Raw genomic sequence first — 12,382 nt, 5'->3', positions numbered from 1 at the left:
TCCATGAGCTTAGCTCTCCCCTCGGTAGCGTTAATCGGCTTTGGCGAAGTCGGCGGCATTCTGGCGCAGGAGCTACGTGCGCAAAACATTGCCGTCTGTGCCTTTGACCCACAGTCTTCGCTGGCCATGGCGCAGAAAGCGGCCGCCTGCGGCGCCCACTTCGCCTCAACGCTGGTGCAGGCGCTGGAAGGTGCAACGCTGGTGTTTTCCGCCGTCACCGCCGCCAATACGCTGGCGGTTGCACAACAGTGCGCACCGTTGCTGCGTCCGGGCCAAACCTTTCTCGATCTCAACTCTGCGGCCCCCAATACCAAGCGCGCCGCCGCCGAGGCGATCAACGCCAGCGGCGCGGTCTACGTGGAAGTGGCGGTGATGGCGCCGGTGCCGCCCAAACGTTTGAAAACGCCCCTGCTACTGGGCGGAAACGGTGCCATATCGGTTAGCGCCCAGCTCAACGCCCTGGGGTTCAACAGCCAGGTCTACAGCCCTCACATCGGGGAGGCCTCGGCCATCAAAATGTGCCGCAGCGTGATGATTAAGGGGCTGGAAGCCCTGACCGCCGAGTGCCTGCTCGCCGCCCAGCGTTACGGTGTCGAACAGCCGGTGCTGGATTCCCTGCACGCCAGCTTCCCGTCACTGGGTTGGGACCAGCAGTTGCCCCACTACCTGATCAGCCGGATCGCGGAGCACGGCAAACGCCGTGCCGAGGAGATGCGTGAAGTGGTGCAAACACTGCGAGACGTTGGCATTGAGCCACACCAAAGCCTGGCGACCGTCGCCAGCCAGCAGGGGCTGATAGACGCCATGAACGCCCAAAGGCTGGCCTATTCGGAACTGACGCCTTTCGTTTGGCAAACCGCATTGAGCAAAATTTATCCGCTCGATGATTAACATCAAAAAAACCAAAATATTTCACACGCCGAACATTGTTAACAACCTGATAACGGCGTATTTTGTACCAAATGATTCATAGCAAGCTAATCATATACCTCTTCGGGGGCTACGCCGCCCCCTTTGCACTGGAAAACACTGTGATGAAACGTCTCTCTGCCCCCCTCTGCGCCCTGGCCTTACTGGCATTAGCCAACACCGCCACGGCAGCCCAAGCTCCGCAACTCAATAACACCCAGGCAAATCAGGTGATCGCCAGCGTGCAGTCAACGCTGAAAACGCAAAACAGCTTCGGCTGCGTGGCAGTGGTCGACAGCAGTGGCACGTTGCTGGCCTTCCAGCGTTTCGACGGTTCCCCGTTGGGTTGCGTCGATGCTTCCATCGGTAAAGCGCGAGCCTCCGCGCTGTATCGTGCACCCACGTTGAAATTTATGCAGCGCCTGCAAAACGGTGAAATCACCGTACTGAGCATTCCGCACGTGGTGGCGCTGGGCGGCGGTTATCCACTGACGCTGAACGGCGAAGTGGTTGGTGCTGTCGGTGTCAGCACGCCAAAACAGGAAATCGACAACCAGGCATCGCAAACCGCCGCCGGCGCGTTGAAATAACCGCGGCCTGACCTTCCCGTTCGAGGAACTCATCATGATTTCAATTTCACGCCGCCGGCTGGTGCTGGCTTCGGCGAGTCTGTGGGCGGTTGGCGTTGTCGGTCAAAACCTGCTGGGCCGCGCCGCATTTGCTCAGTCGCAACCTGGCACGATGCCGGACAACTTTCTGGCTATTTCGCGCCTGCTGACCGACATTCCACTACCGGATCCGCACCTGGCGCTGCGCCTTTATGTCGCGTTGCAGCCCCTGTTCCCACAGCTTGAGCAGCAGGTTGACACGCTGGCTACTTTGATGGCGCAGCATACCGATCTGGCCGGCGAAGCCTTCCACGCACTGATTCAGAGCCAGCCTAAACCCCTCGCTGCGCTGTACCAGTCACTCATCAGCGGCTGGTATCTCGGCGTGATCGGTGACCCGGCCAGGCCAATCTGTATCGCCTTTGAAAATATCGTCAGCTACCAACGGGTGCGCGACGCGTTGCTGCCGCCGAGTTATTGCCCCGGCGAACCCAATTTCTGGACTCATCCCCCGCGTAAGGAGACGGCGCATGTCTGATTCATTAAATGCCGATGTTGTGGTAATTGGCGCCGGTATCGCCGGTTCGCTGGCGGCATTGAAAATGGTGCAGGCCGGCGCTTCGGTGCTGATGCTGGAGTCCGGCCCTGAAATCAAACGCGACGAGGCAGTCGAGTTGTTTCGCAACTCGCCGTTCAAAGGCGATTTCACCGAACCCTTCCCGCCCGAACCCTGGGCACCACAGCCGAAATTTATTCCGACGGACAACAACTATCTGATCCAGAAAGGCCCGGATCCGTACCGCGCCCAATATCTGCGCGGCGTTGGCGGCACCACCTGGCACTGGGCCGGGCAGGCTTTTCGCCTGCTGCCAAACGACATGCGGATGAAAACCCTGTACGGCGTCGGCCGCGACTGGCCAATCGGTTATGAACAGTTGGAGCCTTATTATTGCGAGGCGGAGTACCAGATGGGGGTGTCCGGCGACAGCGAACTTGACTCGCCGCGCTCCCGCCCCTACCCGCTGCCCGGCATCCCTCTGCCTTACGGTTTTGAACGCCTTAAGCAACGCATAGCCGGGTTGGGTTACGAGGTAGGTATCGGCCCGCAGGCGCGTAACAGCGTGCCCTATGACGGCCGCCCGGCCTGCTGCGGCAATAACAACTGCATGCCGGTCTGCCCGATCGACGCGCAGTATCACGGCGGCATTTCGGCGAATAAAGCCCTGGCGGCCGGGGCGCGTATTATCGCCAATGCGGTCGTGCACCGCATCGAGGCCAATGACCAGGGACAGATCGTGGCGGTGCATTATCTCGACCGCAACAAGGTCAGCCACCGCGTTACCGGCAAGCGCTTCGTGCTCACCGCCAACGGTATCGAAAGCCCAAAAATTCTGCTGATTTCCACCAGTGAACGCTACCCGAACGGCATCGCCAACAGCTCCAGCATGGTGGGCCGCAACCTGATGGACCACCCCGGCAGTTCGGTGGAGTTCTACGCCGATGAACCGGTCTGGTTTGGCCGCGGGCCAATGCGCCCGGGTAGCATCAACAACCTGCGTGATGGCGCCTTCCGGGCTGAACGCTCAGCGCTGCGTGTTGACGTGTCCAATACCTCACCGGTGCGTTATCTGACCGAAAGACTGATCCGCCAGGGTTACTACGGCAAAGCGCTGAACGACAAACTGGCATTCCAGTCCGAACGCTATGTGCAGCTGAAATGCCTGCTGGAAATGCTGCCGGAACCGGAAAACCGCGTCCAGTTGAGTAAAACCGAGAAGGACGCCTGGGGCATTCCCAGACTGGAGGTGTACTACAAATTCCCGGAGTATGTTCACCGCGGCTACGACCAGTCGATGCTCGACTTTCAGCGGATCGTCAAGCAGATGGGCGGCAGCGAGGCGATTTACAGCAAACGTGGCCTGTATGACAACAACCAGCATATTACCGGCACCATGATCATGGGCCGCAGCGGCAGCGACTCGGTGGTGGATGGCGACTGCCGCAGCCACGATCACCCTAATTTGTTTATCGCCGGCACCGGCGTGATGCCCTCGGCCTCGACCGTTAACTCCACCCTGACCGGCGTCGCGCTGGCGCTGCATATGGCCGATCGGGTGTTGGACAGCCTGAAAGGAGGCATGGCGTGAAAAAAATCTTAACGGCGTTGCTGCCACTGTTGTTCAGTAACCCTCTGTGGGCTCAGCCTAATGGCGCAGACCTGATCAAGCGCGGCGAATATCTGGCGCGCGCCGCCGACTGTACCGCCTGCCATACCGCGCCGGGCGGCCCGGCGTTTGGCGGTGGCTATCCGGTGAATACTCCGTTCGGCGTGATTTATGGCACCAATATTTCCGCCAATAAACAGTTTGGTATCGGCAACTGGAGTGATGATGAATTTGTTGCGGCGGTGCGTGACGGCATCGGCAAAGATGGCGGCCAGCTATACCCGGCAATGCCTTACGATGCCTTCACCAAAATGACCCGCGACGACGTGCTGGCGATCAAGGCTTATCTGCTGTCACTGCCAGCGGTAAAACAGGCCACGCCGAAAACCGATCTCTCCTTCCCGTTCAACCAGCGCTGGGGAATGCGTTTCTGGAAATGGTTCAACTTCGACCAGGGTGAGTTAAAACCCGATCCGGCACAGAGTGCCCAGTGGAATCAGGGCCGTTATCTGGTCGAAGCCCTGGCCCACTGCGGCACCTGCCATACTCCACGGAACCTCACCATGGGCATGGACAGCGACAAAGCCTTCGCCGGTGGCGATCTCGGAGCCTGGACCGCCTATAACATCACCCCGGACAAAAACGCCGGTATCGGCAGCTGGTCGCAGCAGGAACTGGTCAGCTACCTGAAAACCGGCTATGCACCGGACCGTGCGTCGGCGTCCGGCCCAATGGCCGAAGCAATCGAACACAGTTTGCAGTACCTGCCGGAGACGGATCTGCAGGCGATGGCGGTTTATCTGCGCAGCGTACCGGCCATCGCCGATGCCCAACAAAGCAAGCCGCGTGATAGCTGGGGCACGGCGTCACAGGATTATCTCGACCGACGCGGTCGCGATAACAATCCGCAGGACGGTGCCGCGCTGTTTAACGGCAACTGCGCTGCCTGCCATGGTGCGGATGGCGGCGGCATCGGTAAAGGGTTCCACGCCTACCCATCGTTGTTTAACCATGGCAGCACCGGCGCGGCCGCAGGGAATAACCTGGTTTCGGTGATCCTGGGCGGCGTACACCGCAACATGCAACAGGGGGACATCCTGATGCCGTCATTCGCCAGCGAACTCAGCGACTCGCAGATTGCCCAGTTGAGTAATTACGTCAGCAAACAGTTTGGCAACCCGGCGGCGGCCAACGTCAGCGCCGAACAGGTGCAAAAACTGCGCGCTGACGCCGGACTGCCCCAGCCACCGGTGGTTTTACAGGGCGACAAACCCTGATTCCAACCCCACCAGGGTAATGCCGCTCTTACCCTGGTGATCCCCCCTCACAGTTCCTGCTGAAAATAATTGATTGTTTTGCCATAAGAATTTAGAACGGAGTAACAATAATTCAAATACCGGGGAATGGGGATGAGCACACCAACGACGGTGATTGACGCACGTCAGTCGCGGCAGGCATTACTGGCCGGATCGGTCGGCAACTTTATCGAGTGGTATGAATTCGGCGTTTACGGTTTTCTCGCCACCGTGATCGCCGCCAACTTTTTCAGCCTGCAGGGCGAAAGCGAAATCACCAGCCTGATCCTCACCTACGCCGCTTTTGCACTGGCCTTTTTCTGTCGGCCGATCGGTGCGGTGATTTTCGGCCGCATCGGCGATCGCATTGGCCGCCGACCGACGCTGATCGCGGTATTGCTGCTGATGACGGTAGCCACGGCGCTGATCGGCGTGATGCCCACCTATGCCTCTATTGGCGTCGCCGCCCCGCTGCTGCTGACCCTGTTGCGCATGTTCCAGGGGCTGTTTGCCGGCGGTGAGTTCGGCGGCGCGGTGTCGCTGATGACCGAGTTCGCGCCCAAGGGCAAGCGCGGCCTGTTCGGCGCCTGGCAATCGCTGACCGTCGCGTTCGGGCTGCTGGCCGGTGCCGGGTTGGTGGCGCTGTTGGCCGCGTTATTGACGCCGGAACAGCTGCACGACTGGGGCTGGCGCATTCCCTTCCTGCTGGCACTGCCGATGGGCGCGGTAGCATTGTGGCTGCGGTTGAAACTGCAGGAAACGCCGACCTTTACCCAGGCGCAGCAAACCCGTAGCTCGACGACGCAGCCACCGGCGGTAAAACTGAGCGGCGTAGCAAAAACCATTGCCCTGGGCATTGGCCGCATGATGGGCTGGTCCGCCGCCGGTTACACTTTTTTGGTCGTCATGCCCTCCTATCTGCAAACCTCGCTGCACGCCACCTTCCAGCAGGCACTGGTCGCCACGGTGCTGGCCAACATCGGCTTCGCTCTGACCATTTTGCCCGCCGGTATCCTCAGCGATAAGCTGGGACGCAAAACGGTGATGCTGACGGCAGTGGTGGCGGTTATCCTGTTTACCTTCCCGCTGCTGCACCTGTTGCAGGACCCGCAAAGTTCACTGCTGACCAAAGGCATCGCGGTGATGATTGCCGGTGCGGTGGTCGGCTTGCTGGCCGGCCCCGGCCCGGCGATGCTGGCAGAAATGTTCCCCACCCAGGTTCGTTATACCGGTTTGGGGCTGGCCTACTCGCTGTCCAATGCGGTGTTCTCAGGCTCCGCCGGGCTAATTATCACCGGGCTTATCAAGCAGACCGGCAACCTCGATATCCCGGCCTACTACGTGGTAGCTACCTCAGTGGTCAGCCTGTTCGCGCTGATGACTCTGCGCCGCGACGATCATCTGCGTTCACTTAACGAATCTTGATCCCTTTGGGCGCCCAGTGCGCCCTGTTTCCCCTTCGGTGATTTCGATCACACCCGCAAAATGTTAACGTTAACTTTTGTGATTAACATCGCAATCCCTCACTTTGATGGCTTTATCTGGTTTAAAGTTAACGTTAACAATAGTGCCAATTTCATCCATCAGGGCATTCCACATGAACCGCGAAACAAAAAAATATTATGTGCTTCTCAGCGGCCTGTTGTTTTTCTTCTTCTTTACCTGGTCATCCAGCTTTTCACTGATCTCCATCTGGCTGAACCAGAAAATCGGCCTGAAAGGGACTGAAACCGGGCTGATCTTCGCGGCAATGTCGATCATGGCGTTGTGCGCCCAACCCTTGTACGGTTTTATTCAGGACAAGCTTGGGCTGCGTAAGCACCTGCTGCTGTTTGTCGGCGTGCTGCTGTTGCTCACTGGCCCGTTCTTTATCTATGTCTACGCCCCGCTGCTGCAGAGCAACCTGGTGATCGGCGCACTGGTGGGCGGCGTGTTTGTCAGCCTGGCGTTCAATGCCGGTATTGGCGCGCTGGAATCCTATACCGAACGAGTCAGCCGCATCGTCGGTTTCGAATTCGGCCGGGCGCGCATGTGGGGGTCATTGGGCTGGGCCAGCGCCACCTTCTTTGCCGGCTTTAACTACAATATCGACCCCAATATCAACTTCTGGATCGCTTCGGCCTCGGCGGCAGTGTTTCTGCTGTTGCTGTGGCAAGTGCGTGAGCTGAAACCCAACGCCATGGCCGGTCTGGAATACGGCAAGCCGGAAAACCTGAAGCTGCAGGACGCACTGGCCCTGCTGCGCCTGCCGGGGTTCTGGGCGCTGGTGGTGTTTGTGCTGGGCACCAGCATCTACGGCGTGTTTGACCAGCAGTTCCCGGTGTATTTCGCCTCGCAGTTCCCCACCCACGAAGAGGGCAACCGCATGTACGGTTTCCTTAATTCGCTGCAGGTGTTTCTGGAGGCCGGAGGCATGTTCCTGGCCCCGCTGCTGGTTAACCGCATTGGCATAAAGCAAAGCCTGTTGCTGGCCAGCAGCGTGATGGCGCTGCGCATGGTCGGTTCCGGCTTTGCCAGCGGCGCCCTGATGATTTCCGCCATGAAACTGCTGCACGCCGTAGAATTGCCAATCCTGCTGGTGGCGATGTTCAAGTACATCACCACCCGTTTCGACAGCCGCCTGTCCTCCACGCTGTACCTGGTGGGCTTCCAGTTTATCAGCCAAATCGTCGCCGGTTTTCTGGCACCGCTGGCCGGTTATGGTTACGACCGCATCGGCTTTGCCGACACCTATTTGCTGATGGGTTGCGCGGTGGCTGGAACCACGCTGATTTCCTGCTTCCTGCTACGCGGCGAGACCGTCGCCAGTGCGCCTCAATTTCAATCCACGTTAAAATCAAGTGAGCCAACCCAATGAAAAATGCCTTAGCTCAAGCCGATCATGCGGTCGAAGCCCTGCGCGCTCAGCGTCAGGATCTCTACTACCCGCGCTTTCATCTGGCCCCGGCCGCCGGCTGGATCAACGATCCCAACGGCCTGGTGTGTATTAACGGCGTTTATCACGCTTTCTACCAGCACCACCCTTACGACCAGAACTGGGGGCCGATGCACTGGGGCCATGCCACCAGCCGGGATCTGGCGCACTGGCAGCACCAGCCGATCGCTCTGGCCCCCGGTGACGACTATGACAAGGACGGCTGTTTCTCCGGCTGCGCAGTAGACGATAACGGCGTACTGACGCTGCTCTATACCGGCCACGTCTGGCTGGGTAAAGCAGGTGATGACGATCAGGTGCGCGAGGTTCAGTGCCTGGCCACCAGCGAGGATGGGATCCATTTTGTTAAACACGGGCCGGTGCTGTTGCCGCCGGAAGGCATTCAACACTTTCGCGATCCGAAAGTCTGGCGCGCCGGTGACTGCTGGTGGATGGTGGTCGGTGCCAAAGAGAACGGGTTGGGACAGGCGCGGCTTTATCACTCCAGCGACCTGCGCAACTGGCTATTTGACCGAGTACTGAGCGGAGCGCAGACGCTGAATCAGGGCTTTATGTGGGAGTGCCCTGACTTCTTCCCGCTGGGCGAAAAACAGGTGCTGTTGTTTTCACCACAGGGGCTGGCGGCCCAGGGTTACCGGAATCGCAACCGCTTCCAGAGTGGCTATTTGCTCGGCCACTGGCAGCCGGGTGAGGATTTTGGCGTCACACAGCCCTTCTGTGAGTTGGACAACGGGCACGATTTCTATGCGCCGCAAAGCTTCACCGCCGCCGATGGCCGTCGCATGCTGTTCGCCTGGATGGATATGTGGGAATCTCCGATGCCGAGTAAAGCGCACGGCTGGGCCGGTGCACTGACCCTGCCGCGTGAATTGACGCTGGCAACCGATGGCAATGTACTGATGAACCCGACGCGGGAGCTGACGGCGTTGCGCGGTCAGCAACATTCGTTTGCGGCGGTCACATTAAGCAACCAACGGCAAGCTCTCGACGGCGAAGTGCAAGAATTGGCGCTGACGTTGAACCTGGCCAACAGCAATGCCGAGCGCTATGGCATCACTATCGGCAAAGCGGCAAGGCTGTACGTCGACAATCAGGCCCATCGCCTGGTGTTAGAGCGGTTTAGTGAGGAGCCAGGGCTGTGCGGTTGTCGCAGCGTTCCCCTACCGGAGGGGGACGAACTGTCGTTACGAGTCTTTATTGATCGTTCATCGCTGGAGGTGTTCGTCAATCAGGGTGTGGCCTGTCTGACCAGCCGCATCTACCCGGCCGACGGTCAGCGCGGCGTTAGCCTGTTTGCCGAAGGTGGACAGGCGCAGTTTGCTGCATCACAGGGCTGGGAACTGGAAAGTATCTGGGACTGACCGCCCGGTTAATGGTAGGGGCGCCGCATGCTGCGCCCCATCCCCCCTGAGTCACAGTGATTCGCGCAACAGCAGCGGGCAAGCCACTTTTCGCGTCTCCCGGTGATCCAGCTGATTAATCAGGTGCAGCGCCGCCTGGCGGCCCAATTCGTAGTGCGGCAGTTGTACCGTGGTCAGCGGCGGCAGGAACAGTTGACCAATGCCGACCATATTGTCATAGCCCAGCACCCCGACCTGCTGGGGGATTTTCCAGCCCTGTGCCAACAGCACCTGGTAGACCATAAACGCCACCCGATCGTTGCCGCACACCACCACATCGCAATCGCGCTGCCCCGGCGAGAAATGTCGTTGCAGCAGTTCCACGCTGTCGCGGTAGTGCTCGTCACCGTCGGTCAGATCAAGATGATATTGCCGCAACTGGTCAACGTCGCCCCCTGCCTCACGCCAGGCTCGCTCCAGCCCACGACGGCGCAACCCGGCCGCCAGGGTATTTTCCGGCAGGTGAATGCACAGCGGCGCACGATACCCTTTGGCGATCAGTGTACGCATAGCATCGTACTGCCCCTGCTCATCATCGGGGATGTAGCTGGCAACCGCATGTTCCGGACAGACACAATTGGCCAGCACCAGTTTTTTATCCAGCAATTTGGCAGGCAGAGTCACCTGCCGCAGCCCCATGGTGGTGAAGATCACCCCGTCCGGCCGATGCGCCAACAGCAGATCAATGGTGTGCTCCGCGCTGTCATCGGCGAACAGGTTGACGACAAAACTGTTCCAGCCGTGTTCACGCGCAGTTTTTTCAATCGACAGGATCATGTCAACCGAGAAAGGGGTGGTCGCGGTATCCAGCGCCAGCACGCCGAGGGTTTGCACCCGGCTGCTGTCACCGCGAATACGCCGCGCCGCGAGATCGGGCACGTAATCGAGTTGGTCAATTGCCAGCTTAACGCGTTGGTAGGTGTCCGGCCGCAGCTTGTCGGGCTCATTGATGGCGCGGGATACCGTCATTAACGATACCCCGGCAAGTTTGGCAACGTCTTTCAGCGAGGCCATGCGCCCTTCTCTGTGTCGGATAGAAAACCAGATAATCCCACAACTTAGCGCCGGACTCTAGCTCACTTTAGCCGGGTGTGATGTCGGCCCACAGAATAACGCTATCCTCCACCAAGGGCGTCAGTGAACCTGCGTGCTCACCTGCCGCCCACCAGCCTCCTTCACGCATTGCCAAAGTGACACCGTCACCCAGCACCCAGTTGCCCTGTAACACGTACAACACGCCCGCATGTTGCACCGGCAACCTGGTCGCCGCTGTTACGCGTTGCACCCTGGCAGCCCAGCGCCCACGCCGGGTCATGATATTGAAATCCTGACTGCTGCCCCCCAGCAAGGTCGCCTGCAATGCCACATCGCCAGAGAAAGAAAACGGCTCGCCGACCTGTGACAGGTGATGATCAATCTGCCCTTCGCTGAACAGGTGGACACCGTCACCTTCCAGCAGCGTGATAGAACGATCTATGCCGTTGAACGCCGAAAATGGGCCGTCCTGCGCGATGGTGGCGATGCTGGCGCGCCAGTCAAAATCCTGAGCCCCCGGCGGCCAGCTGGCAATCTCGCGGGTTTCCCCGCCGCCATTGCGCCACGGCGTGACCGGCAGTGCAGCAAAATCAAAACGCGTCAGGTTCATCATGCCTCCTGCTGGAAGGTTTTCAGCACCTGCAAGAACTCCGTGCTGCTCTGTTGCTGTAACGCGTGACGCCCCTGGTCGATCACCTGACGACCGCCGACAAAGACGTCGCGAATTTGTTCTTTACCCCCGGCAAACAACCAGCGATTCAGAATGGAGGCATCCGGTGCGGCGGCCAGGTAAGGATCGTCACCGTCCAGCACCAGCCAGTCGGCACGGTAGCCGCTTTGCAAACGACCGATCGGTGCGCCACAGGCCTGTGCCCCACCCTGAAGGGCCTGCTGGTAAAGCACGTCAGCCACCGCAGACTGCTCCGGCGTGGTCAGGCGGTTGCGCCGCTGGTCACGCAGGCGCTGGCCGTATTCGAACCAACGCAGCTCCTCTACCACGTTGAGCGACACATGGCTGTCGGAACCTATGCCCCAACGGCCCTGATGTTGCAGATAAGCGTCACCGGGGAAAATACCGTCGCCCAGATTGGCTTCGGTGGTCAGGCACAGGCCCGCCACCGCCTTGCTGCGCGCCAACTGCTCGAGCTCGTCGCGATCAAGGTGGGTAGCGTGCACCAGACACCAGCGGCTATCCACCGGCAGGTGCTCATACAACCAGGCCACCGGACGGCGACCGCTCCAGACCAGGCAGTCATTAACTTCTTTTTGCTGCTCGGCGATATGGATATGCACCGGCAGCGTTTGATCGGATGTCGCCAGGATCTGCTGCATCTGGCCCAGTTCCACCGCACGCAGCGAGTGGAAACACAAGCCCTGATTCTGCAGGGGTTGATCAGCCAATTGACGTGCGATCACCTGCTGCTGTTCCAGATAGCCGTCCGCATCCTGAATAAAACGTCTTTGCCCAGGCTGGGCGGGCTGGCCGCCGAACCCGGCGTAGCTGTACAGCACCGGCAACAGCGTCATACCGATCCCCGCCTGCGCCGCCGCCTGACTGAGCCGACCGGTCATTTCGCCGCGATCGGCATAAGGATTGCCGTCGGCACCATGATGCAGATAGTGGAACTCTGCCACCTGGGTGTATCCGCCTTTCAGCATTTCGATATACAGTTGGCGTGCAATGACCTCAACCTGCTCCGGCGTCAACCGCTGTACCAGGCGATACATCAGATCGCGCCAGGTCCAGAAACTGTCCTGCGGATTGCCCGCCACCTCCGCCAACCCGGCCATCGCACGCTGAAAGGCGTGAGAATGAAGGTTCGGCATACCCGGCACTACTTCGCCGTGCAGTCGGGTGCAGCCCTCAGGATCGGCATCGGCAGTCACCTGGGTCAGGTGACCTTGCGCATTAACGTCCAACCGAACGTTATGCGCCCAGCCTTCAGGAAGCAGAGCGCGTGAGGCAAAATAAGCAGGCATGGCAGAATTCCACTGTTAGTGTAAAGACTAATAACGCGCGATAATCGCGCATCCG

The 12,382-nt window shown here is 59.6% G+C and carries 11 protein-coding genes; 8 read left to right on the top strand and 3 right to left on the bottom strand.

What is annotated here, in order from left to right; translation table 11 throughout:
* Positions 1-3 precede the first annotated feature (3 nt).
* The 8 genes from SERS4_RS0111425 (at position 4) to SERS4_RS0111390 (ending at position 9,273) form a co-directional block, all read left to right on the top strand.
* Positions 4-891 carry an NAD(P)-dependent oxidoreductase gene (locus SERS4_RS0111425; protein ID WP_017892592.1) on the top strand — a complete coding sequence of 296 codons (888 nt, stop codon included), beginning with the start codon at positions 4-6 and terminating at the stop codon, positions 889-891.
* Between the two features lie 143 nt (positions 892-1,034).
* On the top strand, positions 1,035-1,499 hold the full coding sequence (locus SERS4_RS0111420) for a heme-binding protein (protein ID WP_017892591.1): 465 nt from the start codon (positions 1,035-1,037) through the stop codon (positions 1,497-1,499).
* 34 nt (positions 1,500-1,533) lie between these two features.
* Positions 1,534-2,055 carry a sugar dehydrogenase complex small subunit gene (locus SERS4_RS0111415; RefSeq protein WP_017892590.1) on the top strand — a complete coding sequence of 174 codons (522 nt, stop codon included), beginning with the start codon at positions 1,534-1,536 and terminating at the stop codon, positions 2,053-2,055.
* A complete protein-coding gene (locus SERS4_RS0111410) occupies positions 2,048-3,664 on the top strand; it encodes a GMC family oxidoreductase (protein ID WP_017892589.1) in 1,617 nt (538 codons plus the stop codon). The genes SERS4_RS0111415 and SERS4_RS0111410 overlap by 8 nt, the downstream gene beginning before the upstream one ends.
* Positions 3,665-3,681: 17 nt before the next feature.
* Entirely contained in the window at positions 3,682-4,959 is a 1,278-nt protein-coding gene (locus SERS4_RS0111405) for a cytochrome c (RefSeq protein WP_051071225.1), read from the top strand.
* Positions 4,960-5,091: 132 nt separating this feature from the next.
* The gene (locus SERS4_RS0111400; protein WP_012006506.1) at positions 5,092-6,402 is read left to right on the top strand and encodes an MFS transporter; all 1,311 of its coding nucleotides are present in this window, start codon (positions 5,092-5,094) and stop codon (positions 6,400-6,402) included.
* Between the two features lie 172 nt (positions 6,403-6,574).
* Positions 6,575-7,834 carry an MFS transporter gene (locus SERS4_RS0111395; RefSeq protein WP_017892587.1) on the top strand — a complete coding sequence of 420 codons (1,260 nt, stop codon included), beginning with the start codon at positions 6,575-6,577 and terminating at the stop codon, positions 7,832-7,834.
* On the top strand, positions 7,831-9,273 hold the full coding sequence (locus SERS4_RS0111390; protein WP_017892586.1) for a glycoside hydrolase family 32 protein: 1,443 nt from the start codon (positions 7,831-7,833) through the stop codon (positions 9,271-9,273). Before SERS4_RS0111395 ends, SERS4_RS0111390 begins: the two co-directional genes overlap by 4 nt.
* 51 nt (positions 9,274-9,324) lie before the next feature.
* Here SERS4_RS0111390 and SERS4_RS0111385 read toward each other — a convergent pair whose 3' ends face one another.
* From SERS4_RS0111385 to SERS4_RS0111375, 3 genes are all read right to left on the bottom strand, one after another.
* A complete protein-coding gene (locus SERS4_RS0111385; RefSeq protein WP_017892585.1) occupies positions 9,325-10,326 on the bottom strand; it encodes a LacI family DNA-binding transcriptional regulator in 1,002 nt (333 codons plus the stop codon).
* A 67-nt stretch (positions 10,327-10,393) separates the two neighbouring features.
* Positions 10,394-10,957: a HutD family protein gene (locus tag SERS4_RS0111380; RefSeq protein WP_017892584.1), complete on the bottom strand. Its 564-nt coding sequence runs from the start codon at positions 10,955-10,957 to the stop codon at positions 10,394-10,396.
* Complete coding sequence (locus tag SERS4_RS0111375) at positions 10,957-12,327, bottom strand: formimidoylglutamate deiminase (protein ID WP_017892583.1); 1,371 nt, start codon at positions 12,325-12,327, stop codon at positions 10,957-10,959. The genes SERS4_RS0111380 and SERS4_RS0111375 overlap by 1 nt, the downstream gene beginning before the upstream one ends.
* Positions 12,328-12,382 lie beyond the last annotated feature (55 nt).

Source organism: Serratia sp. S4 (assembly GCF_000347995.1).
Taxonomy (GTDB): domain Bacteria; phylum Pseudomonadota; class Gammaproteobacteria; order Enterobacterales; family Enterobacteriaceae; genus Serratia; species Serratia quinivorans.
Note: the sequence above shows the minus strand (reverse complement) of the source record. Positions and strands in the feature narration are given on the sequence as shown.

Coding starts and splice junctions, on each gene's coding strand:
- SERS4_RS0111415 (WP_017892590.1), top strand. CDS start 1,534: ATGATTTCAATTTCACGCCGCCGGCTGGTGCTGGCTTCGGCGAGTCTG.
- SERS4_RS0111420 (WP_017892591.1), top strand. CDS start 1,035: ATGAAACGTCTCTCTGCCCCCCTCTGCGCCCTGGCCTTACTGGCATTA.
- SERS4_RS0111425 (WP_017892592.1), top strand. CDS start 4: ATGAGCTTAGCTCTCCCCTCGGTAGCGTTAATCGGCTTTGGCGAAGTC.
- SERS4_RS0111390 (WP_017892586.1), top strand. CDS start 7,831: ATGAAAAATGCCTTAGCTCAAGCCGATCATGCGGTCGAAGCCCTGCGC.
- SERS4_RS0111375 (WP_017892583.1), bottom strand. CDS start 12,327: ATGCCTGCTTATTTTGCCTCACGCGCTCTGCTTCCTGAAGGCTGGGCG.
- SERS4_RS0111410 (WP_017892589.1), top strand. CDS start 2,048: ATGTCTGATTCATTAAATGCCGATGTTGTGGTAATTGGCGCCGGTATC.
- SERS4_RS0111400 (WP_012006506.1), top strand. CDS start 5,092: ATGAGCACACCAACGACGGTGATTGACGCACGTCAGTCGCGGCAGGCA.
- SERS4_RS0111395 (WP_017892587.1), top strand. CDS start 6,575: ATGAACCGCGAAACAAAAAAATATTATGTGCTTCTCAGCGGCCTGTTG.
- SERS4_RS0111380 (WP_017892584.1), bottom strand. CDS start 10,957: ATGAACCTGACGCGTTTTGATTTTGCTGCACTGCCGGTCACGCCGTGG.
- SERS4_RS0111385 (WP_017892585.1), bottom strand. CDS start 10,326: ATGGCCTCGCTGAAAGACGTTGCCAAACTTGCCGGGGTATCGTTAATG.